The organism is Klebsiella sp. YJ, from assembly GCF_002108615.1.
Lineage (GTDB): Bacteria > Pseudomonadota > Gammaproteobacteria > Enterobacterales > Enterobacteriaceae > Klebsiella > Klebsiella planticola.
Genome location: NZ_MTEG01000021.1, coordinates 63,667 through 87,955, shown reverse-complemented (window position 1 = coordinate 87,955; position 24,289 = coordinate 63,667). Strand labels below are relative to the sequence as shown.

The window sequence follows — 24,289 nt, the reverse complement described above, 5'->3', positions numbered from 1 at the left end:
TGATTGTCGAGGTGCCCGTGACTGAACCTTCATCCCGCCGTTCCGGCTATGCCCGCCTGCTGGACCGCGCAATCCGCATCCTGGCGATGCGCGACCATAGCGAACAGGAGCTGCGGCGTAAACTCGCTGCTCCGGTACTGGGCAAAAATGGCCCGGAGACGCTGGACGTCACGCCGGAAGAGGTAGACACCGTTGTCGCCTGGTGCATTGAGAACCGTTACCTGGACGACGGTCGCTTTGTTCGCCAGTTTATTGGCAGCCGTAGCCGCAAAGGATATGGCCCGGCGCGTATCCGCCAGGAGCTCAATCAGAAAGGTATTCCCCGCGACGTCAGCGAAAGCGCGATGCGCGAGTGTGATATTGACTGGGCCGCGCTGGCGAAAGAGCAGGCGCAGCGCAAATATGGCGAACCGCTCCCGACGGCATTTGCTGATAAAGTCAAAATCCAGCGGTTTTTGCTGTACCGTGGCTACCTGATGGAAGATATTCAGGAAATCTGGCGAAATTTTGCAGATTGACCCATCGGGTATTTTACTTCCCAGTAAAGAAAACTTATCTTATTCCCACTTTATTCCGTCCGGTCGCTGGCTGTTAACAGGCAATCAGCGCCCACGACGATTATTCCTTATACACAAAATCATTCGCGCTGCGTCAAGGCAGCAGGGGAGTGAGTCACCTGGATCGTACAGAGGTACGTGGCCGAGGTGAACGAGCGCAGCCCGCGTAGAGGCAGCGTGAAAGGTGAAGTGTATAGCTTGATTTCAGGATAATTATGAGCAAGAGCACTGCTGAGATCCGTCAGGCGTTTCTCGATTTTTTCCATAGCAAGGGACACCAGGTCGTTGCGAGCAGCTCCCTGGTGCCGCACAACGACCCGACCCTGCTGTTTACCAACGCCGGGATGAACCAGTTCAAGGATGTTTTCCTGGGTCTCGACAAACGCCATTATTCTCGCGCGACGACCGCGCAGCGTTGCGTTCGTGCGGGTGGTAAACACAACGATCTGGAAAACGTCGGTTACACCGCGCGTCACCATACCTTCTTTGAAATGCTGGGTAACTTCAGCTTCGGCGATTACTTCAAGCAGGATGCCATCAAATACGCATGGGAACTGCTGACCGGGGAAAACTGGTTCGCGCTGCCGAAAGATAAACTGTGGGTTACCGTCTACGAAACCGATGACGAAGCCTTCGATATCTGGGCGAATGAGGTCGGCGTTCCACGTGAGCGTATTATCCGCATTGGCGATAATAAAGGCGCGGCGTTCGCTTCTGACAACTTCTGGCAGATGGGCGATACCGGTCCGTGCGGTCCGTGTACCGAAATCTTCTTCGACCATGGCGACCACATCTGGGGCGGTCCTCCGGGAAGCCCGGAAGAAGATGGCGATCGCTACATTGAGATCTGGAACATCGTCTTCATGCAGTTTAACCGTCAGGCCGACGGCACCATGGAGCCGCTGCCGAAGCCATCCGTCGACACCGGTATGGGCCTGGAGCGTATTGCTGCCGTTCTGCAGCACGTCAACTCCAACTATGATATCGACCTGTTCCGCACTCTGATTGAGAACGTCGCGAAAGTCACCGGCGCAACCGACCTGACGAACAAATCGCTGCGCGTTATCGCTGACCATATTCGTTCCTGCGCATTCCTGATTGCCGATGGCGTCATCCCGTCGAATGAAAACCGTGGCTACGTGCTGCGTCGTATCATTCGTCGTGCCGTGCGTCATGGCAACATGCTGGGCGCGAAAGAGACCTTCTTCTGGAAACTGGTTGCTCCGCTGATTGAGGTGATGGGCGCCGCCGGTGAAGAGCTGAAGCAGCAGCAGGCTCAGGTTGAGCATGTGCTGAAAACCGAAGAAGAGCAGTTCGCGCGTACGCTGGAGCGCGGTCTGGCGCTGCTGGATGAAGAGCTGAGCAAGCTGAAGGGCGACACGCTGGATGGCGAAACCGCTTTCCGCCTGTACGATACCTATGGTTTCCCGGTTGACCTGACCGCTGACGTTTGCCGCGAGCGCAATATTAAAGTCGACGAAGCCGGCTTTGAAGCCGCAATGGAAGAGCAGCGTCGTCGTGCGCGCGAGTCCAGCGGCTTTGGCGCAGACTACAATGCGATGATTCGCGTTGACGGCGCTTCTGAATTTAAAGGCTATGACCACCTGGAACTGAACGCGAAAGTGACCGCGCTGTTCATCGACGGCAAAGCCGTTGATAGCGTAACGGCGGGCCAGGAAGCGGTTGTCATTCTGGATCAAACGCCGTTCTACGCAGAATCCGGTGGCCAGGTGGGCGATAAAGGCGAACTGAAAGGCGCTGGCTTCTCCTTCGCGGTCAACGATACGCAGAAATACGGCCAGGCCATTGGTCATATCGGTAAACTGACCCATGGCGCGCTGAAAGTGGGCGATGCGCTGGAGGCTGATGTCGATCGGGCTCGCCGTCAGCGTATTCGTCTGAACCACTCGGCGACTCACCTGATGCATGCGGCATTACGTCAGGTTCTGGGTACGCATGTGGCGCAGAAGGGCTCGCTGGTGAATGACAAAGCGCTGCGCTTTGACTTTTCTCACTTCGAAGCCATGAAGCCGGAAGAGATTCGCGCGGTGGAAGATCTGGTCAACGCGCAGATCCGTCGCAACCTGCCGGTTGAAACCAACATTATGGATATCGATGCGGCACGAGAGTCCGGCGCGATGGCGCTGTTCGGCGAGAAATATGACGATCGCGTTCGCGTACTGAGCATGGGCGATTTCTCCACCGAGCTGTGCGGCGGTACTCACGCCTCACGTACCGGTGATATTGGCCTGTTCCGTATTACCTCTGAATCCGGTACCGCTGCCGGCGTTCGCCGTATTGAGGCGGTGACTGGCGAAGGCGCAATTGCGTATCTGCACGCGCAGAGCGATCTGCTGGGCGATATTGCACAGTTGCTGAAGGGCGACAGCCATAACCTTGGCGATAAAGTGCGTGCCGCGCTGGAACGTACTCGCCTACTGGAAAAAGAGCTGCAGCAGCTGAAAGAGCAGGCTGCGGCGCAGGAGAGCGCAAACCTCTCCAGCAAAGCAGAAGAGATTAACGGCGTCAAATTGCTGGTCAGCGAGCTGGCCGGCGTTGAACCGAAAATGCTGCGTACCATGGTTGATGACCTGAAAAACCAACTGGGTTCTACGGTCGTTGTGTTAGCCACGGTGGCGGATGGTAAGGTTTCTCTGATTGCCGGTGTGTCTAAGGATGTGACAGATCGCGTGAAAGCAGGGGAGCTGGTTGGTATGGTCGCCCAGCAGGTGGGTGGCAAAGGGGGCGGTCGTCCGGATATGGCTCAGGCCGGCGGTACCGATGCGTCTGCTCTCCCTGCAGCGTTAGCCAGTGTGAAAGGCTGGGTCAGCGCAAAACTGTAATAACTATAAATGCATAGCTACCGTTATCCTCGGATAACGGTAGCTTGCGAGAGAAGCACTGATAACGATAAAGTCGGGTTGAAGTTGTGTATATCGGCTAAACTTAGGTTTAACAGAATGTGATGCCGTGACTGCTTACACCGTAAGGTGTTTGTCATCGCTTACTTTTTGGCGTTATATGATGGATAATGCCGGGATACGAGAGACCCGACTCTTTTAATCTTTCAAGGAGCAAAGAATGCTGATTCTGACTCGTCGAGTTGGTGAGACCCTCATGATTGGAGATGAGGTCACTGTGACAGTTTTAGGGGTTAAGGGTAACCAGGTACGTATTGGCGTTAATGCCCCTAAAGAAGTCTCCGTGCATCGTGAAGAGATCTACCAGCGTATCCAGGCTGAAAAATCCCAGCAGTCCAGTTACTAAGGTTTTCGCGCCTCGCGATTCCGTGAGGCGCACCCCCCCAGCTCCCGTTTTTCTTTCTGACTTTTCTTCTTCTGCTACCTTGTTTTTTGTTTATAGCCCATCGTTCGCAACATTTATCTTTTGCCTGCCGCTGGCCGAAACCCCTGAATTCCTGTTGATAAAACACTCTTTTTGCCGTTTTTGCAGGCTAATTGCGCGGTAAGTGTGCAAACGGAAAAAGGTCTCGAAAAATTGTTTGACTTATAAGTACCAGAAAGTAATATGTGCGCCATCGCAGCGACGAAGAGCAGAAACAAGTTCTTCGAAGCACTCGTAAGAGGCGTGTGGTGAGGTGGCCGAGAGGCTGAAGGCGCTCCCCTGCTAAGGGAGTATGCGGTCAAAAGCTGCATCCGGGGTTCGAATCCCCGCCTCACCGCCATTTTGCATCCGTAGCTCAGCTGGATAGAGTACTCGGCTACGAACCGAGCGGTCGGAGGTTCGAATCCTCCCGGATGCACCATATTTTTCCATTTCTTCAGCGATGAAGGGGTGGTTGAGGTAGCGGTAATAACCGCAAGCACCAGGAAGGATAACGTTGCATTAGCAACGGCCCGTAGGGCGAGGCGAAAGCCGAGTCATCCTCCCGGATGCACCATCTTACTCAGTGTGGCAAGTGTTAGATGTGACACTGACGCGTAGTAAAGCAGTTCTCCCTGATGCATCCGTAGCTCAGCTGGATAGAGTACTCGGCTACGAACCGAGCGGTCGGAGGTTCGAATCCTCCCGGATGCACCATCTTCTCCGAAATGACAGCCGAACTGTTGTTTCACGGTCTGCGAGATAATCGTCAGTACCAGCGAAGATAATTAGTAAAGCAGTTCTCCCTGATGCATCCGTAGCTCAGCTGGATAGAGTACTCGGCTACGAACCGAGCGGTCGGAGGTTCGAATCCTCCCGGATGCACCATCTTCTCCGAAATGACAGCGGAACTGTTGTTTCACGGTCTGCGAGATAATCGCCAGTACCAGGGAGGATAACGTTGCGTAAGCAACGGCCCGTAGGGCGAGCGAAGTGAGTCATCCTCCCGGATGCACCATCTTCTCCGAAATGACAGCCGAACTGTTGTTTCACGGTCTACGAGATAATCGTCAGTACCAGGGAAGATAATGTAGTAAAGCAGTTCTCCCTGATGCATCCGTAGCTCAGCTGGATAGAGTACTCGGCTACGAACCGAGCGGTCGGAGGTTCGAATCCTCCCGGATGCACCATCTTCTCCAGATTCACATCAACTTTGTCGCTTCATGGTCTGCGAAATTATCGCCAGCACCAGGGAGGATAACGTTGCGTAAGCAACGGCCCGTAGGGCGAGTAAAACGAGTCATCCTCCCGGATGCACCATCTTCTTCAGATCCTCCTTTTTCGTAAAACCCCAAACCCCAAACCCCAAACCCCAAACCCCAAACCCCAAACCCCAAACCCCAAACCATTTATCCGTTCCTTGTCTGCCTTTTCTGGCAAAAGCTGCTTAGACCATTCCGGCGGCGGCTCTCTTTCAACGCCGCTTAGTGAACTTTTTTTATTGGCAAGTGACTCTTTCCACTATAATTTACCCGTATGTATCGATCTGATTTGGGTGAGATGAGTGCAAGGAGAGAAATCCATGAAATGGTTCAAAGCAATACCTGCGTTTTGTGCGACGCTTCTGGTAGCCGTATCGTTAGCTGGCTGTGCGGGATCGCCCACAAAGGAAAGTACCGGTGGCTATATTGATGATACCGTCGTCACCACGAAGGTTAAAACGGCGCTGTTTAACGAAAAAGACATTAAGTCTTCTGAAATTAGCGTACAGACCTTTAAAGGACGTGTTCAGCTGAGTGGTTTTGTCTCATCAGCGAAGGATGCCAGCCGCGCGGTAGAAGTCACCCGCAGAGTGCAGGGCGTTCGTTTGGTTGAGAATGATTTAAAAATCAAATAAATCACGATGTGAGTCATATAAAGGCGCCCCGAAGGCGCCTTTATTGCCTGAGGCGCTGGCCGCGACAACATGCGCCTTTTGCGATAAAGTAACGTTTTCTTACCCGGTTTGTGAGAACACGATGTACGAACGTTACGCAGGACTGATCTTTGATATGGATGGCACCATCCTTGATACCGAACCGACGCATCGTAAGGCGTGGCACGAGGTTCTGGGTCGATACGGAATGCGTTTCGACGAGCAGGCGATGGTCGCGCTCAATGGTTCTCCGACCTGGCGTATAGCCCAGGCGATTATCGAACTGAATCACGCTGATTTAGATCCCCACCGCCTGGCGGAGGAAAAAACCGTGGCCGTGAAGGCCATGCTGCTGGATAGCGTGCGTCCCTTACCGCTGATAGAGGTGGTGAAGGCATGGCACGGGCGCCGTCCGATGTCGGTCGGTACCGGCAGCGAAAGCGCGGTAGCTGAGGCGCTGTTGGCGCACCTCGGCCTGCGTCATTACTTTGCGGCGGTGATTGCCGCCGATCATGTCCAGAATCATAAACCCGCGCCCGATACCTTTCTGCTTTGCGCGGAGCGCATGGGTGTCGCGCCGGAAACATGCGTCGTTTTTGAAGATGCTGATTTTGGTCTGCAGGCGGCGAAGCGTGCGGGGATGGATGCCGTGGACGTGCGCTTGTTGTGAGCGACGCACTGTCGCTGATCTCGCTGTTTGCCAGTAGTTTTTTGAGCGCCACCTTACTTCCCGGCAATTCGGAAGTTGTGCTGGTTGCTATGCTACTTACGGGGGCAAGCCAACCGTGGGCCCTGGTATTAATAGCAACAATCGGCAATAGCCTTGGAGGGGTAACTAACGTTATTCTGGGGCGCCTGTTTCCGCTGCGCAAAACATCGCGCTGGCAGGAAAAAGCAACCGGCTGGTTAAAGCGCTACGGCGCGGTCACATTATTATTAAGCTGGGCGCCGGTTATCGGCGATTTACTGTGTCTGCTGGCGGGATGGATGCGCATCTCCTGGGGGCCGGTACTTTTTTTCTTATGCCTTGGCAAAGCGTTACGCTATATCGTCATTGCGGTGGTAACGCTTCAGGGCATGACGTGGTGGCACTAATTGTGGAACTAAGACTATCCCGGCAGGCCGTGTTAGCGGTTATTTTGCACCTGGGCTGTGCCCGAAATCCGCACGTACTGCCAGTGCGCTCCGGTTTTCGTGCGCGGAACCGGCAACAGTAACGTCTTCTGGGATAACCTGTATGGTCACCATTACAATTATGCTTATTCAAACGATTTCGACAGGCGGGAGGTCAAATTGATCCCGGATGTATCACAGGCGCTGGCCTGGCTGGAAAAAAATCCACAGGCTCTTCAGGGTATCCAACGTGGTCTTGAGCGTGAAACGCTGCGCGTCAATGCCGATGGTTCACTGGCGACGACCGGTCACCCTCAGGCCCTTGGCTCGGCGCTGACCCATAAATGGATTACTACCGACTTTGCTGAAGCGCTGCTGGAGTTTATTACGCCGGTTGATGGCGACATTCAGCATATGCTCACCATTATGCGCGATGTTCATCGCTATACCGCTCGCCAGCTGGGCGATGAGCGGATGTGGCCACTGAGCATGCCTTGCTACATTGCTCCTGGTCAGGACATCGAACTGGCGCAGTATGGCACCTCGAATATTGGCCGTCTGAAAACGCTGTACCGCGAGGGGTTGAAGAACCGCTATGGCGCGCTGATGCAAACTATCTCCGGCGTGCACTATAACTTCTCGCTGCCGATGGCTTTCTGGCAGGCGAAGTGCGGCGTTGACGATGCGGAGAGCGGCAAAGAGGCGATTTCCGCCGGCTATTTCCGTTCAATTCGTAACTATTACCGCTTTGGCTGGGTGATCCCATACCTGTTCGGCGCCTCCCCGGCCATCTGTTCTTCGTTCCTGCAGGGCAAACCGACGACGCTGCCGTTTGAGAAAGCGGAAAATGGCATGTACTACCTGCCTTATGCGACCTCGCTGCGCCTGAGCGATCTGGGTTATACCAATAAGTCGCAAAGCAATCTCGGGATTACGTTTAACGATCTCCACGAGTATGTGGCAGGATTGAAGCGGGCGATTAAAACGCCGTCGGAAGAGTATGCCCGGATTGGCCTCGAGAAAGACGGCAAGCATCTGCAAATCAACAGCAATATTCTGCAGATTGAGAACGAACTCTACGCGCCAATTCGGCCGAAGCGTGTGACCCGCAGCGGTGAGACCCCTTCCGATGCGCTGCTGCGCGGCGGTATTGAATATATCGAAGTCCGCTCGCTGGATATCAACCCGTTCTCGCCGATTGGCGTTGACGAGCAGCAGGTCCGTTTCCTCGACCTGTTTATGGTCTGGTGCGTGCTGGCCGATGCGCCGGAAATGAGCAGCGATGAGCTGCTGTGCACGCGCACCAACTGGAATCGCGTGATTCTGGAAGGCCGTAAGCCGGGTCTGACGCTGGGTATCGGCTGCGAAAGCGCGCAGTTCCCGCTGGCTAAAGTGGGTAAAGATCTGTTCCGTGATTTGCGTCGCGTGGCGCAGACGTTAGATAGCATCCACGGTGGCGAAGCCTACCAGCAGGTGTGTGACGAGCTGGTTGCCAGCTTCGACGATCCGGAATTAACTTTCTCAGCCCGCATTCTGCGTTCTATGCTTGAAGAAGGGATTGGCGGCACCGGTAGGGAGCTGGCCGATCAATATCGTACGATGCTGCGGGAAGAGCCGCTGGAAATTTTACGTGAAGACGATTTTATCGCTGAACGTGAAGCTTCAGTGAAGCGCCAGCAGAAGGTGGAAGCGGAAGATAGCGAGCCGTTTGAAGCCCTGTTAGCAAGACACGCGTAGCAAAAAGCGGTACAAAAGAAAAAGGCCACATCAATGTGGCCAAACTTTCATCTCTGATTCAGGGATGATGATGATAATAAATGCGCGTCTTTCATATACTCAGACTCGCGGGTGTAAGAAGAGTTCATTTTATTTTAAAAAAAATCACTATCGGAGGTGAAGAATGCCGTTGTTAGATAGTTTCACAGTCGACCATACCCGCATGGAAGCACCGGCGGTGCGCGTTGCGAAGAAAATGAACACGCCGCACGGCGATGAAATTACCGTTTTCGATCTGCGTTTTTGCGTACCAAACCAGGAAGTGATGCCGGAAAGAGGGATCCATACTCTTGAGCACCTGTTCGCGGGCTTTATGCGCGACCACCTGAACGGCAATGGTGTGGAAATTATCGACATCTCTCCGATGGGCTGCCGTACGGGCTTCTATATGAGCCTGATTGGTACGCCGGATGAGCAGCGCGTAGCCGACGCCTGGAAAGCGGCGATGGCCGATGTGCTGAAAGTGAAAGATCAGAAGCAGATCCCGGAACTGAACGTCTACCAGTGCGGTACCTATACCATGCACTCGCTGGAAGAAGCTCAGGAGATCGCACGCCATATCATCGAGCGCGATGTGCGCATCAACAGCAACGATGAGCTGGCCCTGCCGAAAGAAACCCTGCAAGAACTGCACATTTAGTTCTGCTTGTCGGTCCGGCGATTTCCGCCGGGCCGCTCTTCCTGCGCCGCTATGTCGACGACCTTAACCTTCTCGTTTCAATACCGCGCCCTGGTGCCGTTTGCCCATGATTACGCTCACGGTGATAGCGAACCGTGGCATCAGCATGACTGCGCCCAGCTGCTGCATATCCTCAGCGGCGTGGTGCGGGTTGATACGCCGGTGGGCTACTGGGTCGTCCCGCCCGGACGCGGCGTCTGGCTGCCGGCAGGTACGCCCCACGCGCTGCGTATCACCGGGCAGGTCGCGGCCCGCACGCTGTTTATCGATCCGCTCGCCCGGGCCGATCTACCGTCCTCGTGCCAGATCGTGCAGATCACGCCGCTGCTGCGTGAGCTGATCGTCTCCTCGCTGGCTCTGGCGGAGCGCTATGAACCCGGCAGTCGCGACGAGCGCATTTATGAACTCATTCTCGATGAGATTCGCGGTATGACGGTGCTGCCGTTTGGCCTGCTGGAGCCCCGGAGCGAGGCGCTGCGCCGTTTATGTCACAAGGTGCGGGAAATGCCAGGGGAAGTCTGGAGCAGCCAGCAGGCGGCGAAAGAGAGCAATATGAGCGAACGCACGCTCAACCGCCATTTCCAGCAGCAGACCACGCTCACCTGGAGTGAATGGGTGCGCCGGGCGAAGCTGATGGAAGCGCTGGTTCGCCTGGCGCAGGGACAATCGGTGCTGCGGGTGGCGCTGGATTTGGGCTATGGCAGCCATAGCGCTTTCAGCGCGATGTTTCGTCGGGTGATGGGCGTCGCCCCCAGCGATTACTTCCGTCCGCCGGCTTGAGCATCTGCGCCGACCGCATGACACAGCGCCTGCAATGAGGCGCGCGCCACATCATTATCGATTCCAACGCCCCAGCGGCTGTCGCCATTGGGGAAAATACAGCGAATATAGGCCACTGAGCGGCTGTCGCTGCGTTCACCGAGCGTATGCTCGTGATAGTCCTTAATGACGAACGCTTGCTTCAGCAGCGCGCTGAGGCCGCTGGCGGCCGCGGAGAGCAGGCCATTACCGTGAGCCTGAAGACGACGCGTCTCACCGTTGACCCGTAGCGTCCCCTGCAACGCAAGCTGGCCGTCCTGTCGGCTGTCGGTTTTATACTCCAGCAGCGCCAGCGGCGGTTGCGCAACCAGCCCGTAACGGGAACGGAACAGCTGCCAGAGGGCATTCTGCGTCATCTCTTTGCCATGTGTATCGGTCTCTCGCTGAACGTGCAGGCTGAAATCTTGCTGCAGCGCACGGGGCAGCTTCAATCCGTGATTCTGTTCGATTAACCAGGCGCTGCCGCTCTTACCGGACTGGCTGTTGACGCGGATAACCGCTTCATAGCTACAGCCGATGTCCTGCGGGTCGACAGGCAGGTAGGGCATCTCCCAGCGATCGCCGGGCTGACGGGCATCGAATCCCTTCTTAATGGCATCCTGATGAGAACCGGAAAAGGCGGTGTAGGCGAGGCTGCCGGCCCACGGATGGCGGGGGTGAACCGGCAGCTGATTGCAATTCTCCACCACTTCGACTACCCGTTTCATCTCCGGGAAGCTGAGCCGCGGCGTAATCCCCTGGCTGTAGAGATTCATGGCCAGGGTGACCAGACAGACGTTGCCGGTACGCTCGCCGTTACCGAACAGACAGCCTTCTACGCGGTCGGCGCCGGCCATCACCGCCAGCTCCGCGCTGGCAACGCCGGTCCCCCGGTCATTATGCGGATGAACGCTGATGCAGACATCGGCCCGGCGGGAGAAATGGCGGCAGAAAAACTCAATCTGGTCAGCGTAAACGTTCGGGGTACTGACCTCGACGGTGGCGGGCAGGTTGATAATCATCGGTCGTTGTGCGCAGGGCTGCCAGATATCCGCTACCGCCTCGCAGATAGCCAGGGCAAATTCCGGCTCGGTAAAGCAGAAGGTTTCCGGGGAGTATTCATACTGCCAGCGGGTCTGCGGCTGCTCTTCGCACTGCTGGCGAATCAAGCGAGTGGCGCGGGTGGCCAGCTCAATGACCTGTGATTTATCCATCCCGAAAACCAGCTTGCGGAACAGCGGAGCGGTGGCGTTGTACAGATGGACGGTGGCGCAATGGGCGCCGCGCAGCGATTCAAAGGTCCGCAGGATAAGATCTTCTCGCGCCTGGGTCAGCACCTGGATGGTGACATCTTCTGGAATGCGCCGTTCCTCAATCAGCTGACGGACGAAGTTGAAGTCGGTCTGCGATGCCGAGGGGAAGGCGACTTCAATCTCTTTAAATCCGCACTCCAGCAGAAGCTCCCAAAACTGCAGCTTACGTGCGCTGTCCATCGGTTCGGCTAGCGCCTGATTGCCGTCGCGCAGGTCGGTAGAGAGCCAGCGCGGTGCGTGGGTTATCGGGTTGTCCGGCCAGCGGCGGTCGGGCAGGGAAATGGGCGGCCAGGGGCGATATTTTTCACCGGGATTTGTCAGCATAGTTCTCTCCTTGTGTCGGATCTTTATCCTGCCGAAGCGCAGAGCGGGCTGCTTTAGCAAACTGGACAGAAACTAGCGAGAACTGGACAAGGTTGGCGTAGAACCGGCAATAAAAAAGGGATCCGCAGATCCCTTCAGGTCAAACCTTAGTGCGCGCCGCCGCCGCCGCCCCCGGCGCTAAACGGCGGTCTGGCAAACCACACCAGCCCCAGCAGAAGGATAAATATCGCCGCCGAGAACCAGAAAATTTCGTTGGCGGAGATAATCAGCCCCTGGTTAGTTATCTGCTGCGCTATCCAGCCGGACGCCTGCTGTTGAGTCATCCCTAATCCCTGCAGCTGGTCATACATCTGCTGGGCGTTGGGATTATAGGGCGTCACCGACTCGGTGAGCTGCGCATGGTGCAGCGCCTCGCGGTTAGTCCACATGGTGGTGGTAATCGAGGTGCCTATTGACCCTGCCAGCGTACGGGTGAAGTTCGACAGGCTTGATGCCGCCGCCAGCCGTTCCGGCGGCAGGCCGGACAGGGTGATGGTGGTCAGCGGCATAAAGAAGCAGGCCACCGCAAAGCCCTGGATAAACTGCGGCCACGCCGAGGCGCCGAAGTCCATGCCAGGCTCGAAGGTCCAGGCGCGCCAGTAGAAGCACACTGCGTACATGATGAAGCTGAAGGTCACCAGCCGGCGCATATCGAGCTTATGGGCAAAGCGACCGATAATCGGCGACAGGATCACCGGAATAACCCCCACCGGCGCGGAAGCCAGACCGGCCCAGGTGGCGGTATAGCCGTAGACCTCCTGCAGCAGCTGCGGCAGCAGCACGATAGCGCCGAAGTAGAGCATATAGGCGAGGCTGATACACAGGCAGCCAATGGTGAAATTTCGCGACTTAAAGAGCGAGAGGTCGACGATGGGGTTGTCGTCGGTCAGCTCCCAGACGATCAGGAAACTGATGGCGATCACCGCCACGATTGTCAGCACGATAATCTCGTTGGAGGCGAACCAGTCCAGCTCTTTACCGCGGTCAAGCATCACCTGCAGGCTGCCGATACCGATCACCAACAGCGCCAGGCCAACGCCGTCAATCCGCCGCTGTTCGGTACGGGTTTCGCGGCTGCGCAGGGTTTGCAGCGTCATCACCACGACCGCAATGCCGATCGGCACGTTGATGAAGAAGATCCAGCCCCAGTGGTAGTTGTCGCTGATATAGCCGCCGAGAATAGGGCCACAAATCGGCGCGACGATCACCGTCATCGACCACAGCGCCAGCGCGATAGAGCGTTTGGCCGGCGGATAGTTGCTGAGCAGCAGACTTTGCGACAGCGGGATCAGCGGACCGGCGACGATCCCCTGAATCACGCGGAAGAAAATCAGCATCGTCAGGCTGTTGGACATCCCGCAGGCCCAGGAGGCGATGGCGAACGCCACCGTCGACCACAGGAACAGCTTCACTTCCCCGACGCGTTTTGCCAGCCAGCCGGTGATCGGAATTGAGATGGCATTCGCCACCCCGAAGGAGGTGATAACCCAGGTCCCCTGGCTCAACGATGAGCCAAGGTTCCCGGCAATGGTCGGAATGGCCACGTTGGCGATAGTGGAGTCCAGCACCTGCATGAAGGTCGCAAGCGACAGCGCAATGGTCATGATGACCAGCTGCGCGCCTTCCAGCGGTTTTTGCTGTTGCATTACGCTCACTCCGAATTATCCCGCGTTAGCCTGGATGATACCGTCGATCAGTTTGTTCACCGGCTCAAGGGCGATTTCACGGGCATTGCTTTCATAAACCGGAGATTTGCGCGTCTGGTTAGCCAGCATTTCGCCGTCGCGGTTGGTGGTGTTCACCTCAACCAGCGTTGAAAGCCCAATACGCAGCGGATGTTCAGCCAGCTGTTTGGCATCGAGCTCAATACGTACCGGCAGACGCTGGACCACTTTGATCCAGTTACCGGTGGCATTTTGTGCCGGCAGCAGTGAGAACGCGCTGCCGGTCCCCATATCCAGCCCGACGACCTTGCCGGTGTACTTCACATCATCGCCGTAAATATCACTGATGACGGTCGCTTCCTGGCCGATGCGCATATGCGCCAGCTGGGTCTCTTTAAAGTTGGCGTCGATCCACAGATTGGTGGCCGGCACCACCGCCATCAGCGGCGTGGTCGGGCTAATCTGGGCGCCGGGCTGCACGGCACGACGGGAAACGTAGCCGCTAATCGGGCTGACGATTTGCGTACGCTGCAGCGCAAGCCAGGCGTTACGGACATCCGTCGCCGCCTGCAGAACCGCCGGCTGTTGCTCCAGGCGGGTATTCAGCACGATAGCCTGGTTGGCGTTGAATTGCTGAATGGCGACATCCAGCTCGGCCTGGGCGCTGGCGACGGTATCACGAGCGTGCTGCAGCTCTTCGCGGCCAATCAGGTTGGCGGCGCCCAGCGGGATACGACGGTTGAGGTCGGTCTGTGCCTGAGAGAGCGCGGTTTTCTTGACGTCGATATTCGCCTGCAGCTGTTTGCTGTTGATCATCTGCTGACGCGTCTGGCGAACGCTGGCGGCCAGTTGGGTTTTCGCTTTTTCAAATGCCTGCTGGGCATCGGTCTGGTCAAGAGTGACCAGCGGATCGCCTTGCTGCACGAAATCGGTGTTGTCGGCCCAGACTTTCGTCACGCTGCCGGACACCTGCGCCATGATTTGCACCTGGTTCCCTGCCACGTAAGCGTCATCGGTTTCTTCATAATGACGCAGTACCAAAAACCAATAAATTCCGTATGCCACGGCAATAATAATAAAGAGCAATGTCAGTAGCAGAAGGGCGCCTTTGCGTTTGCCCTTCTTGCTGTCCGGTTGCTGCGGGGTTTGGCTCTCCGCATTTGCGCTCATGTTATTCTCCACGATCTTATTATTTCACATCGGCTGAGCCGACCTGTTTATCAGACAGGCCAGCAGATGATCTGCTGGCCTGTCTGTTTTTCCTTGTCAATCCAGAAAAAGTTTTGAGCAGTTCCCGCGCTTAGCGCAGCGACTCCGCCAGTACGCCATCCTCTTCCATCTGGTCAAGGCGGCTAAGCAGTTTGCGGGTGATGTGCTCGAGTTGGTCTTTCTCGCTGGTACTCAGGGAAGACCAGAGCTGATGCAGGCAGTTGTGCTGCGGCGGTAAAACTTCGCGTAAAAACTGATGACCTTTGTCGGTGAGTTGCAGATGCAGGCAGCGACGATCGTTGTCGCTTTCGCGACGCTCAATCCAGCCGCGTTTTTCCAGTTCATCGGCAATACGGGTTGCGTTGGTGCGTGACGATCCCAGCGCGCAGCTCAGCTCGGAGGGCTGAATGCTGTGGTTTTCCTGAGACTCCAGGGTGATCAGCGCCATAAATAATGTCTCGTTAATCCCCTGCGCTTTCAGCATCTTATTGCGGTTTTCCAGTAGCTTACCTTGCATGTGCATACAGAGGCGGGTGAGCAGAATCTCCTGGAAAGGGAAATCTTCGTGACGGCTGGCGCGGAACTTGAGCATTTGCTCAATGGGAGTAAACGAACTATCCATTTGGGTATGACCTCATTAATTACAGCCGATATAATAACTATTGTGACAAATAAATCAAATCAATTATTGACTAAAATTGATACTTTAAAAGTATAAAAAAGTGGTGATTTTCCATGCTATTCCATAGGCCAACGCGCTCAGCAGCGTGGGCATAATAATGCTGCGCGTCTTCCAGAACGCCAGTCCCAGCGCCGTGAATCCAACCAACGTAGGCAGCAGCCGTCTGGAATCGCTGAGGATTTCCGGCACGCTGGAGACGATCAGCAGGGCGCAGATAGAAGCGATGCCGATGGTATCGAGCAGCACGCTGAGCGGACCGCGACGCGTCGGGCGCGCGTTTCCTGCGCGCAGGCGCAGCGGCAGATAGCGAAACAGATAGTTCACGCAGCCGACCACTATCCCGATAATCAGCACGTTATTGTTCATCGGGCATCCCCTGAATGCTGGCCTGAATCAGCGCGGCCAGACAGCCGCAGACAATCCCGGCGAGGATGGCCGCTGGAATAGAGAACAGAATAATGCCGCCCAGCGCACCCGCCAGGGCGGCCGTCACGCTAAGAGACTGTTTACGCTGGAACGAGGCCAGTAAGAAGCTCATAAACAGCGCGGGTAGCATAAAGCTCAGCGCGGCCTCCACCGCCGGAAAATCGACCAGCAGGCCGCTACCGGAGTAGGCGCCGATCAGCGTGCCGAACACCCATGATATCCAGGAGGTGAAAGCGATGCCGAGCATCCAGTTTTCGCTCCAGCGGCGGTTGTCGCGAACCAGCCTGGCGGTGGCCGCCGCGAAAACTTCGTCGGTCAGACCAAAAGCCCAGAGCGCGGTTTTTCGTTTATCCAGCGCGCGATGAATGCGGCTACGGAGCGAAGGGCCGTACAGAACGTGACGCACATCCATCGCCATCACGGTGAGGGCCGCCACCCACAGCGAGCTGCCTGCGGCGAGCATCGCGGTGATGACGAACTGGCTGGCGCCGGCGTAGATGATGCAGGAAAAGAACAGGCCTTCCAGCGGCGTGAAGCCGAGTCGGGTGGCGTTCAGGCCAAAGGCGAAGGCTACGGGAAGGTAGCTAATCACAATCGGCAGACTGTCTTTAATCCCTTCAGACAGCGTGGCCTCACTGGCAGGGGCAGGTTTTTCCATAGCGCGTTATTTATTGATAATTCACGTGAATATCACATGATTGAACAGGTGAGGTTACCTTAGCAGAGAGCGGGGCGCTTTGACACCTTGTTAAGCGGTGCTCGCCGGGAGAACGGGACTGGCTGAAAGTTGCCCCGGCCGGCGCCGGGGCAACAGAGTGGCCAATCAGGCACCCGGACTGCACGTCGCTATCCGGGGCTGAGGGAAGGTTACTTCTGCGCGGCCAGCGCTTCTTTCACCCAGCCGTCAAACTGCTGCTGGTGGGCTTTGATCCAGCCATCAACGTGACCCTGAATATCCGCTTCTGAGGCGTGACCTTCATGCATCATGGCGTTTTCGGCGTTAATGTCGGCAATCGGCAGCTTCATGATGCTAAACAGTTTTGCCGCCGCCGGGTTTTTCTCAGCCCAGGCTTTGTTCGCTACGATGTGCATCGTGCTGACCGGGAAGCCATAGTTCGCGCCGTTCGCCAGTTTGGTATCGATATTTTTCTGCACGCCCGGCAGAGAGGAGAACGGAACCTGCAGCCAGACCACATCTTTGCCCGGCTTCAGCACGTCGCTGACCCAGTACGGCGTCCAGGTGTAGTAGATAACCGGCTTACCTTCTTTAAAGCGGGCAATGGTATCGGCCATCATCGCCGCATAATTCCCCTGGTTGTGCACCACCGTTTTGCTCAGGCCATAAGCATCAATCTGATGATTAATCACCGCTTCACAGCCCCAGCCCGGCGTACAGCCAGTGAGATCGGCTTTACCGTCGCCGTTGGTATCAAACAGTTTGGCGATTTTCGGATCTTTCAGCTGATCGATGGATTTGATGTGGTACTGTTCGGCGGTTTTTTTGTCGATCAGGTAGCCCTGCGCCGCGCCGTTAACAAAAACGCCTTCGCGGTAGAAGCTTTTATCACCACCGGCGGCAGCGTACATATCGTCGTGCAGCGGCTGCCAGTTGACGGCGGTGAAGGTCGCGTCGCCGGAGGCAAGCGAGGTATAGCCAACGTTGTAGTCCACTTCGCTGGGCTTATCGACGGTGTAGCCCAGTTTTTCCAGCGCGCGGCTTACCAGCAGGGTCTGGAAGGTCTCTTCCGTAATGGTGCTTTGAATCGGTTTGACAGTGATGCCTTTTCCCGGCAGGTCGGCTGCCCAGGCAGCGCTGGTGGTGAGCAGAGTGGCAAACGTTGTGGCAATAATCGTGTTATGTCGCATCGTTATTCCTTATCAATGAGAAGGGAGAGCTGCGGGCCCGGCAGGTGCAGTGCCGCCGGGCGATGAGAAGTCTATTTACAGAAAGGGCGGGTAATGAGCCCCAGAGGACCGGTTGCGTACCAGCGACGGTTGCCGCGGCTACGGGAATCGCGGCCAACGGCCTGGGTCAGACGGTCGAGAATAATCGCCAGAATGACGATCCCGACGCCGCCGACGCTCGCCAGCCCCATATCGAGGCGGCCGATCCCGCGCAGGACCATCTGACCAAGGCCGCCCACGGCGATCATCGAGGCGATCACCACCATTGACAGCGCCAGCATCAGCGTCTGGTTAACCCCGGCCATGATGGTCGGCATCGCCAGCGGGAGCTGCACTTTAAAGAGCAGCTGACGCGGGCTGGCGCCGAATGAGCGCGAAGCCTCAATCAGGTCCGCGGGCACCTGGTTAATCCCGAGGATGGTCAAACGGACGATAGGCGGCAGGGCGAAGATAATGGTCACCACCACGCCTGGAACGTTACCAATCCCGAACAGCATGACAATCGGCACCAGGTAGACGAACGCCGGCGTTGTCTGCATGGCATCCAGCAGCGGGCGGATAATTTTCGCCGCCCGTGGGCTACGCGCCAGCCAGATCCCCAGCGGCAGGCCGATCAGCATACAGAACAGCAGTGCGGTCAGGACCAGTGCCAGGGTCACCATCGCCTGCGACCAGGCGCCGATAGCGCCGATCGCAACCAGCGAGATCAGCGTTGCCACGCCCATCCCCACGCTGGAAATTTGCCAGGCGATAAGGGCAAACAGCACAATGGCAACCGGTGCCGGCATGCCTAATAACAGCTGCTGGAAAGCGCTGAGGATATAGTCCACCGGCACACGGATGCCCTGGAACAGCGGGCGGAAGTGCACCACGATCCAGTCGATACCGTGCGTTACCCAGCTGTCGAGCGGGATCAGCGTTTTATGAAACGGATCCATGATGTTGAAATGTTCCGCCTGCGGCGCCGGCGCGCTGTTTAGCCAGTCCGCACCGCCGCCATCGGTCGGTGCGGATGCCGGAGTGCCCCAGGCATCGGCAGATTGTGCAGCGCTATCCGCCGCCGGCGCGGTATCCCACGGGTTAGATTGATCAGCCATTGTTTGCCCCCTCGCGATCTAAAGCCTTCAGCAGCATTCCTTTAGAAATAATGCCGATGTACTGGTGCCCTTCATCCACAACCGGAACCGCGCACGGTGCCTGGCCGACGTGGGAGAGCAGGTCGCTGAGCGACGTTTGCGCATCTACCGCCTGCGGGGATGCGAGTAACGCCGCATCAATTCCCTGACCTTCGCTCAAGGCGGATTTCAGTGAATCAATAGAGACAATACCGACAAACTTATTACCACGTTCAATCACATAACCATATTCGCGGTCTTCGTCCTGCAATAATTTCAATGCCGAACGCGGGCCGAAACCTGGCGTTTTACGAATTAAGCCCACCGGGCTTCGACGGGCAATATCTTTAGCGCTGAACACCTGGCTAATATCGACACCGCGGAAGAAGGTTTTGACATAATCATTGGCGGGATTATTCAGTATTTCATCCGGGGTACCAACCTGAATCACTTCGCCATTTTGCATGATGGCAATCCGATCGCCAATGCGCATGGCTTCATCAAGATCGTGGGAAATAAAGACCACGGTACGCTGATGTTTCGCCTGTAATTTTGTCAGCTCATCCTGCATTTCGGTACGAATTAATGGGTCAAGGGCGGAGAAGGCTTCGTCCATTAATAGGATATCAGGGTTGATGGCCAGCGCGCGGGCGAGGCCGACGCGCTGGCGCATTCCGCCGGAGAGCTCATCCGGGTAAGCATGCGCGTAATTCTCCAGGCCGACCTGACGCAGCGCCTCCAGCGCTTTCTGCTGGCGCTCCTGGGTCGACATACCCGCCAGCTCCATACCAAAGGCGGCATTGTCGAGCACGGTCATATGCGGCATCAGCGCAAATGACTGAAATACCATAGCGATCTTTTTTCTGCGCACCTCACGCAGCTCGGCTTCTGAGATTTTGGCGATATCGACGCCATCTATCAGCACCTGCCCGCGGGTGGGTTCAATCAGGCGATTGAGAAGGCGAACCATGGTGGATTTTCCTGAGCCGGAAAGCCCCATGATGACGAATATCTCGCCTTCTTCAATGGTCAGACTGGCGTCTTTTACGCCAAGCGAAAGTCCCGTTTTTTCCAGTAGTTGTTCTTTGGTAAATCCTTTTTCAATATATTTGAACGCTCGCTGTGGATGCTCGCCAAATATCTTATAGAGATTCTTAATTTCTAATTTAATTGCCATGCAATAGAGAGTTTCCTGTTATTTGTATTATGTCAATATAGTACCTGGTGGAGATAATTACCTTTTTACACCCTAACATACTCAGATTCTGTGACAACCCTCAATGTCCCATTGGCATCGAAATGAGAGGAGGGCACTGCGGCGTATTCCCCATGATAGAAGGGCTGAGCGTTGATGATCAGCAGGTAATATTTTTTACAGATGACAGGGGAATAATTGGTGAGCCACGCGATTCTTGCTTAATATTCCGGCAGAATGTCAGTGAAATATCATGTGGTTTTTTTTGTGTGATAAAAGTTAATAATGTGAAATAGATCACCAGGAAACCGGGCAATATTTTCCTGGTGAAAGTAAGGTTAAAAATCCCAATCGTCGTCGGCGGTTTCTTCCGTTTTGCCCATCACATACGAGGAACCGGAGCCGGAGAAAAAGTCATGATTTTCATCGGCGTTTGGCGAAAGCGCCGCCAGAATCGCCGGGTTGACCGCCGCCATCTCTGCCGGAAACAGCGCCTCGTAGCCCAGGTTCATCAGCGCTTTGTTGGCGTTGTAACACAGGAAGGCGTTCACCTCCTCAATCCAGCCGCTGTCGGCGTACAGATCCCGGGTGTAGGCCAGTTCGTTATCGTATAAATCCATCAGCAGATCGAGGGCGAAATTCTTCAGCTGTTCCCGCTCGTCGGCCGCGATGTTTTCCAGCCCCTTTTGGTACTTGTAGCCGATGTAATACCCGTGCACCGCTTCATCGCGGATAATCAAGCGAATCAGGTCGGCGGTATTGGTCATTTTACCGCGGCTTGAGAAATACATCGGCAGCCAGAATCCGGAATAGAAGAGGAAGGATTCGAGAAACACGCTGGCGATTTTCTTCTTCAGCGGATTATCCGCCTGATAATACTCCAGCATCAGCCGGGCTTTGTGCTGGAGCGGTGCGTTCTCTTCGCTCCATGCATAGGCGGCATCGACATCTTTGCTCTGGCACAAGGTGGAGAAAATTGAGCTGTAGGAGCGGGCATGCACCGCCTCCATAAAGCTGATGTTGGAGAGCACCGCCTCTTCGTGCGCGGTCAGCGCATCCGCCATCAGCGCCGGCGCGCCGATGGTGTTCTGAATCGTATCGAGCAGCGTCAGTCCGGTGAACACGCGAATGGTGAGCTGCTGTTCCACTGCCGTCAGCGTCTGCCAGGCGGGAATGTCGTTGGACAGCGGTACTTTCTCCGGCAGCCAGAAGTTGCTGGTCAGACGATTCCAGACCTCCAGATCCTTATCGTCCTCAATGTTGTTCCAGTTAATAGCGCGAATACGCGTTAAATGGGTCATCCTGTTCTCCTTACAGCGCGCAGGACACGCAGCCTTCGATTTCGGTACCTTCCAGCGCCAGCTGGCGCAGACGGATGTAATACAGCGTCTTGATGCCCTTCTTCCACGCGTAGATTTGCGCCTTATTGATATCGCGGGTGGTGGCGGTATCGGGGAAAAAGAGCGTCAGCGATAGCCCCTGATCGACGTGCCGCGTGGCTTCGGCATAGGTGTCGATAATCTTTTGCGGGCCGATTTCCCAGGCATCCTGATAGAGCGCCAGATTGTCATTGGTCATAAATGGCGCGGGGTAGTAAACCCGCCCGGTTTTTCCCTCTTTACGGATCTCTATCTTTGAGACAATCGGGTGGATGCTCGAGGTCGCATGGTTGATATAGGAGATAGATCCGGTAGGCGGGATGGCCTGCAAATTACGGTTATAGATACCGTAGCGCATGACGTCAGCGCGGAGCTTCAGCCACATGTCGCGGTCGGGCAGGCGGATGCCGGCGTGGGCGAAGAGCGCGCGGACTTTTGCCGTTTTCGGCTGCCAGTCACCCTGCAAATAGCGTTCGAAGTATTCGCCGCTGGCATAGCGCGATTGTTCAAATCCGGCAAAATGCTCACCGCGCTCGCGGGCTATCTGCATCGAGGTGTGCAGCGCGTGCCAGGTGACGGTATAAAAATAGAAGTTGGTAAAGTCCAGCCCTTCCGGACTGCCGTAGGCGATGCCTTCCCGGGCCAGATAGCCGTGCAGGTTCATCTGGCCAAGACCGATGGCATGGGAGGCGGCATTGCCCGCCGCCACCGATGGCACCGAGCGAATGTCGCTCATGTCAGAGACTGCCGTCAGGCCGCGCACCGCCACCTCGACCGTGCGGGCAAAATCTGGCGAATCCATGGTATGAGCAATGTTCAGCGACCCCAGGTTGCAGGAGATATCCTGGCCTACGCTGGCATAATCCAGATTTTCATCAAAGGTCGACGGGGTGTTGACCTGCAAAATTTCCGAGCACAGGTTACTCATGTTAATGCGCCCGGCAATCGGGTTGGCGCGGTTGACGGTATCTTCAAACATGATGTAGGGATAGCCGGATTCGAACTGAATTTCCGCCAGCCGCTGGAACAGATCGCGGGCGCGGATCCAGCGTTTGCGGACCCGCTCGTCGGCGACCAGTTGCGCATACATCTCGCTGATGGCGATATCGCCAAACGGCTTACCGTACAGGCGCTCGACGTCATAGGGTGAGAACAGCGCCATCTGGGCGTCGTCTTTTGCCAGCTGGAAGGTAATGTCCGCGATGACGACCCCAAGCGACAGGGTTTTGATGCGAATTTTCTCGTCGGCGTTTTCCCGTTTGGTGTCCAGAAAACGCAGAATATCCGGGTGATGGGCGTGCAGGTAGACCGCCCCGGCCCCCTGGCGCGCACCAAGCTGATTGGCGTAGGAGAAAGCATCCTCGAGCATCTTCATCACCGGCACTACGCCGGAAGATTGATTTTCAATGCGCTTAATCGGGGCGCCGGCTTCACGCAGATTAGAGAGCAAAAACGCCACGCCGCCGCCGCGTTTTGACAGCTGTAATGCCGAGTTTACCGCCCGACCGATCGATTCCATATTGTCTTCGATACGCAACAGGAAGCAGGAGACCAGCTCGCCGCGCTGCTGCTTCCCGGCATTGAGGAAGGTGGGGGTCGCCGGCTGGAAGCGCCCGCTGAGGATCTCATCGGTCAACTGCCGGGCCAGGGTTTCATCCCCCTGCGCGAGGGTGAGGGCGACCATACAGGTGCGATCGGCAAAATGCTCAAGGTAGCGTTTGCCGTCAAAGGTCTTCAGCGTATAGCTGGTATAGAATTTCCAGGCGCCGAGAAAGGTTCGGAAGCGGAACGGGTCGCCGTGCGCGTGGTCAAACAGCGCCAGCACAAAACGACGATCGTAGCGTGCCAGCACGCTGGCATCGTAATAGCCTTCGGCGATCAGCCATTCCAGTTTTTCATTCTGCGTGGTGAAAGAGACGGTATGGGGCAGCACGTGCGTCGCCATAAAGGCGTCTACCGCCTGGTGGTCTTTTTCAAACGGAATACGGCCATTGCTGTCGTACAAATTCAGCATCGCGTTGAGGGCGTGGAAATCCGCCGCTCCGGTGGTTAGACGTTCTGCGGTTGTCGTTGCCAAAATTCGCTTACTCCTTTACGCACGTTATCGACATCGGTTGGGGTGCCCATCAGCTCAAAGCGATACAGATACGGTACGCCGCACTTTTGTGCGATGACGTCGCCGGCCCGGCCGTAGGCGTCGCCGAAGTTACGGTTACCGGCGGCAATCACGCCGCGTATCCGCTGGCGGTTATGCGGGTCGTTTAAAAAGCGGATCGCCTGCCGGGGCACCGCGCCAGCGGTGCCGCCGCCGCCGTAGCTGGGGACAATGAGAATGTAGGGGGCGTCTACCTGGATGCGCTCCCGCTCGTTAAGCGGAATGCGCACCGCGGGCAGCCCCAGACGCTGGACGAACCGATGCGTATTTTCGGAACTGCTGGAGAAGTAGACGATCAGGCTCATGCGTTGGCCACCGGTTCGGGGCGCAGACGGTTAATCATATCCGGGCGAAAACCGGACCAGCGGGTTTCACCGGCTATCACGACCGGCAGCTGACGAAAGCCCTGTTCGCGCAGCATGTCAGCGGCGTCCGGATGATGCTCGACATTCACCATCTCGAAGGCAAATCCGCGGCTTTCCATTGCCCGCTTGGTGGCATGGCACTGGACGCAGTCATTTTTAGTGTAAATAGTAATGCGCATGATTCGTATTTCCATTATAAGATAACAGGACGGCGCAAAAAAGTGCGACGGCCGCTATCGGTTAACTGTTCAGGAAATACTAGATGTAGTTATCTAAAAGTTCAACCACGCAATATATAGCGTTTTTAGATAAGTGATGCCCTCACCGGCCAATCCGGCGAGGGGGAAGGCGCGTGG

The 24,289-nt window shown here is 56.1% G+C and carries 22 protein-coding genes and 5 tRNA genes; 14 read left to right on the top strand and 13 right to left on the bottom strand.

The window, feature by feature from the left end; genetic code table 11:
- The first annotated feature begins 17 nt into the window (after positions 1-17).
- The 14 genes from recX (at position 18) to BV390_RS20895 (ending at position 10,144) form a co-directional block, all read left to right on the top strand.
- A complete protein-coding gene (gene recX, locus BV390_RS20965; protein WP_032691082.1) occupies positions 18-518 on the top strand; it encodes a recombination regulator RecX in 501 nt (166 codons plus the stop codon).
- Between the two features lie 254 nt (positions 519-772).
- On the top strand, positions 773-3,400 hold the full coding sequence (gene alaS / locus BV390_RS20960) for an alanine--tRNA ligase (RefSeq protein WP_032691014.1): 2,628 nt from the start codon (positions 773-775) through the stop codon (positions 3,398-3,400).
- A 238-nt stretch (positions 3,401-3,638) separates the two neighbouring features.
- Positions 3,639-3,824, top strand: a complete 186-nt coding sequence (csrA, locus tag BV390_RS20955) for a carbon storage regulator CsrA (RefSeq protein WP_000906486.1) — start codon at positions 3,639-3,641, stop codon at positions 3,822-3,824.
- 325 nt (positions 3,825-4,149) lie between these two features.
- Positions 4,150-4,242, top strand: a tRNA-Ser gene (locus BV390_RS20950).
- A 4-nt stretch (positions 4,243-4,246) separates the two neighbouring features.
- Positions 4,247-4,323 (top strand) — tRNA-Arg (locus BV390_RS20945).
- A gap of 198 nt (positions 4,324-4,521) precedes the next feature.
- A tRNA-Arg gene (locus BV390_RS20940) sits at positions 4,522-4,598 on the top strand.
- A gap of 94 nt (positions 4,599-4,692) precedes the next feature.
- Positions 4,693-4,769, top strand: a tRNA-Arg gene (locus tag BV390_RS20935).
- A 225-nt stretch (positions 4,770-4,994) separates the two neighbouring features.
- Positions 4,995-5,071, top strand: a tRNA-Arg gene (locus BV390_RS20930).
- A gap of 392 nt (positions 5,072-5,463) precedes the next feature.
- Entirely contained in the window at positions 5,464-5,778 is a 315-nt protein-coding gene (locus BV390_RS20920; RefSeq protein ID WP_004866826.1) for a BON domain-containing protein, read from the top strand.
- Positions 5,779-5,899: 121 nt separating this feature from the next.
- Positions 5,900-6,466 (top strand): fructose-1-phosphate/6-phosphogluconate phosphatase, encoded by a 567-nt coding sequence (yqaB, locus tag BV390_RS20915; RefSeq protein WP_032691016.1) that lies wholly within the window; start codon positions 5,900-5,902, stop codon positions 6,464-6,466.
- The gene (locus tag BV390_RS20910; protein WP_004866820.1) at positions 6,463-6,891 is read left to right on the top strand and encodes a YqaA family protein; all 429 of its coding nucleotides are present in this window, start codon (positions 6,463-6,465) and stop codon (positions 6,889-6,891) included. The genes yqaB and BV390_RS20910 overlap by 4 nt, the downstream gene beginning before the upstream one ends.
- 198 nt (positions 6,892-7,089) lie before the next feature.
- Positions 7,090-8,646, top strand: a complete 1,557-nt coding sequence (gshA, locus tag BV390_RS20905) for a glutamate--cysteine ligase (protein ID WP_032691083.1) — start codon at positions 7,090-7,092, stop codon at positions 8,644-8,646.
- A 163-nt stretch (positions 8,647-8,809) separates the two neighbouring features.
- Positions 8,810-9,325 carry an S-ribosylhomocysteine lyase gene (luxS, locus tag BV390_RS20900; RefSeq protein ID WP_004866815.1) on the top strand — a complete coding sequence of 172 codons (516 nt, stop codon included), beginning with the start codon at positions 8,810-8,812 and terminating at the stop codon, positions 9,323-9,325.
- 51 nt (positions 9,326-9,376) lie between these two features.
- On the top strand, positions 9,377-10,144 hold the full coding sequence (locus BV390_RS20895) for an AraC family transcriptional regulator (RefSeq protein ID WP_032696786.1): 768 nt from the start codon (positions 9,377-9,379) through the stop codon (positions 10,142-10,144).
- On the opposite strand, the gene leuA is transcribed toward BV390_RS20895, so the two are convergent.
- The 13 genes from leuA to nrdH form a co-directional block, all read right to left on the bottom strand.
- Positions 10,123-11,799 carry a 2-isopropylmalate synthase gene (leuA, locus tag BV390_RS20890; protein ID WP_032691018.1) on the bottom strand — a complete coding sequence of 559 codons (1,677 nt, stop codon included), beginning with the start codon at positions 11,797-11,799 and terminating at the stop codon, positions 10,123-10,125. The genes BV390_RS20895 and leuA overlap by 22 nt on opposite strands.
- Positions 11,800-11,945: 146 nt before the next feature.
- The gene (gene emrB, locus BV390_RS20885) at positions 11,946-13,484 is read right to left on the bottom strand and encodes a multidrug efflux MFS transporter permease subunit EmrB (RefSeq protein ID WP_032691019.1); all 1,539 of its coding nucleotides are present in this window, start codon (positions 13,482-13,484) and stop codon (positions 11,946-11,948) included.
- A gap of 15 nt (positions 13,485-13,499) precedes the next feature.
- Positions 13,500-14,672, bottom strand: coding sequence for a multidrug efflux MFS transporter periplasmic adaptor subunit EmrA (emrA, locus tag BV390_RS20880; RefSeq protein WP_032691020.1), 1,173 nt, complete (start codon positions 14,670-14,672; stop codon positions 13,500-13,502).
- Positions 14,673-14,802: 130 nt separating this feature from the next.
- Entirely contained in the window at positions 14,803-15,333 is a 531-nt protein-coding gene (mprA, locus tag BV390_RS20875) for a transcriptional repressor MprA (protein WP_004866799.1), read from the bottom strand.
- Positions 15,334-15,417: 84 nt separating this feature from the next.
- Positions 15,418-15,759: an L-valine transporter subunit YgaH gene (gene ygaH, locus BV390_RS20870; protein ID WP_032696787.1), complete on the bottom strand. Its 342-nt coding sequence runs from the start codon at positions 15,757-15,759 to the stop codon at positions 15,418-15,420.
- Positions 15,749-16,477 (bottom strand): AzlC family ABC transporter permease, encoded by a 729-nt coding sequence (locus tag BV390_RS20865; protein WP_085397302.1) that lies wholly within the window; start codon positions 16,475-16,477, stop codon positions 15,749-15,751. The genes ygaH and BV390_RS20865 overlap by 11 nt, the downstream gene beginning before the upstream one ends.
- Positions 16,478-16,686: 209 nt before the next feature.
- Positions 16,687-17,685 carry a glycine betaine/L-proline ABC transporter substrate-binding protein ProX gene (gene proX, locus BV390_RS20860; protein ID WP_032698963.1) on the bottom strand — a complete coding sequence of 333 codons (999 nt, stop codon included), beginning with the start codon at positions 17,683-17,685 and terminating at the stop codon, positions 16,687-16,689.
- Positions 17,686-17,756: 71 nt separating this feature from the next.
- Complete coding sequence (gene proW / locus BV390_RS20855; protein WP_032691023.1) at positions 17,757-18,821, bottom strand: glycine betaine/L-proline ABC transporter permease ProW; 1,065 nt, start codon at positions 18,819-18,821, stop codon at positions 17,757-17,759.
- Positions 18,814-20,016, bottom strand: coding sequence for a glycine betaine/L-proline ABC transporter ATP-binding protein ProV (proV, locus tag BV390_RS20850; RefSeq protein ID WP_004866784.1), 1,203 nt, complete (start codon positions 20,014-20,016; stop codon positions 18,814-18,816). The genes proW and proV overlap by 8 nt, the downstream gene beginning before the upstream one ends.
- 356 nt (positions 20,017-20,372) lie before the next feature.
- Complete coding sequence (gene nrdF, locus BV390_RS20845) at positions 20,373-21,335, bottom strand: class 1b ribonucleoside-diphosphate reductase subunit beta (RefSeq protein ID WP_032691024.1); 963 nt, start codon at positions 21,333-21,335, stop codon at positions 20,373-20,375.
- Positions 21,336-21,345: 10 nt separating this feature from the next.
- The gene (gene nrdE, locus BV390_RS20840) at positions 21,346-23,490 is read right to left on the bottom strand and encodes a class 1b ribonucleoside-diphosphate reductase subunit alpha (protein WP_085397301.1); all 2,145 of its coding nucleotides are present in this window, start codon (positions 23,488-23,490) and stop codon (positions 21,346-21,348) included.
- Entirely contained in the window at positions 23,463-23,873 is a 411-nt protein-coding gene (gene nrdI, locus BV390_RS20835) for a class Ib ribonucleoside-diphosphate reductase assembly flavoprotein NrdI (RefSeq protein WP_032691026.1), read from the bottom strand. Before nrdI ends, nrdE begins: the two co-directional genes overlap by 28 nt.
- On the bottom strand, positions 23,870-24,112 hold the full coding sequence (gene nrdH / locus BV390_RS20830) for a glutaredoxin-like protein NrdH (protein WP_004866773.1): 243 nt from the start codon (positions 24,110-24,112) through the stop codon (positions 23,870-23,872). The genes nrdI and nrdH overlap by 4 nt, the downstream gene beginning before the upstream one ends.
- Positions 24,113-24,289: the final 177 nt, after the last annotated feature.

Bases quoted from the DNA above. Each gene is read 5' to 3' on its own strand.
- alaS (WP_032691014.1), top strand. From the start codon at position 773: ATGAGCAAGAGCACTGCTGAGATCCGTCAGGCGTTTCTCGATTTTTTC.
- csrA (WP_000906486.1), top strand. From the start codon at position 3,639: ATGCTGATTCTGACTCGTCGAGTTGGTGAGACCCTCATGATTGGAGAT.
- luxS (WP_004866815.1), top strand. From the start codon at position 8,810: ATGCCGTTGTTAGATAGTTTCACAGTCGACCATACCCGCATGGAAGCA.
- mprA (WP_004866799.1), bottom strand. From the start codon at position 15,333: ATGGATAGTTCGTTTACTCCCATTGAGCAAATGCTCAAGTTCCGCGCC.
- leuA (WP_032691018.1), bottom strand. From the start codon at position 11,799: ATGCTGACAAATCCCGGTGAAAAATATCGCCCCTGGCCGCCCATTTCC.
- emrB (WP_032691019.1), bottom strand. From the start codon at position 13,484: ATGCAACAGCAAAAACCGCTGGAAGGCGCGCAGCTGGTCATCATGACC.
- proX (WP_032698963.1), bottom strand. From the start codon at position 17,685: ATGCGACATAACACGATTATTGCCACAACGTTTGCCACTCTGCTCACC.
- nrdI (WP_032691026.1), bottom strand. From the start codon at position 23,873: ATGAGCCTGATCGTCTACTTCTCCAGCAGTTCCGAAAATACGCATCGG.
- emrA (WP_032691020.1), bottom strand. From the start codon at position 14,672: ATGAGCGCAAATGCGGAGAGCCAAACCCCGCAGCAACCGGACAGCAAG.
- nrdH (WP_004866773.1), bottom strand. From the start codon at position 24,112: ATGCGCATTACTATTTACACTAAAAATGACTGCGTCCAGTGCCATGCC.
- proW (WP_032691023.1), bottom strand. From the start codon at position 18,821: ATGGCTGATCAATCTAACCCGTGGGATACCGCGCCGGCGGCGGATAGC.
- BV390_RS20895 (WP_032696786.1), top strand. From the start codon at position 9,377: ATGTCGACGACCTTAACCTTCTCGTTTCAATACCGCGCCCTGGTGCCG.
- nrdF (WP_032691024.1), bottom strand. From the start codon at position 21,335: ATGACCCATTTAACGCGTATTCGCGCTATTAACTGGAACAACATTGAG.
- BV390_RS20865 (WP_085397302.1), bottom strand. From the start codon at position 16,477: ATGGAAAAACCTGCCCCTGCCAGTGAGGCCACGCTGTCTGAAGGGATT.
- yqaB (WP_032691016.1), top strand. From the start codon at position 5,900: ATGTACGAACGTTACGCAGGACTGATCTTTGATATGGATGGCACCATC.
- proV (WP_004866784.1), bottom strand. From the start codon at position 20,016: ATGGCAATTAAATTAGAAATTAAGAATCTCTATAAGATATTTGGCGAG.
- BV390_RS20920 (WP_004866826.1), top strand. From the start codon at position 5,464: ATGAAATGGTTCAAAGCAATACCTGCGTTTTGTGCGACGCTTCTGGTA.
- ygaH (WP_032696787.1), bottom strand. From the start codon at position 15,759: ATGAACAATAACGTGCTGATTATCGGGATAGTGGTCGGCTGCGTGAAC.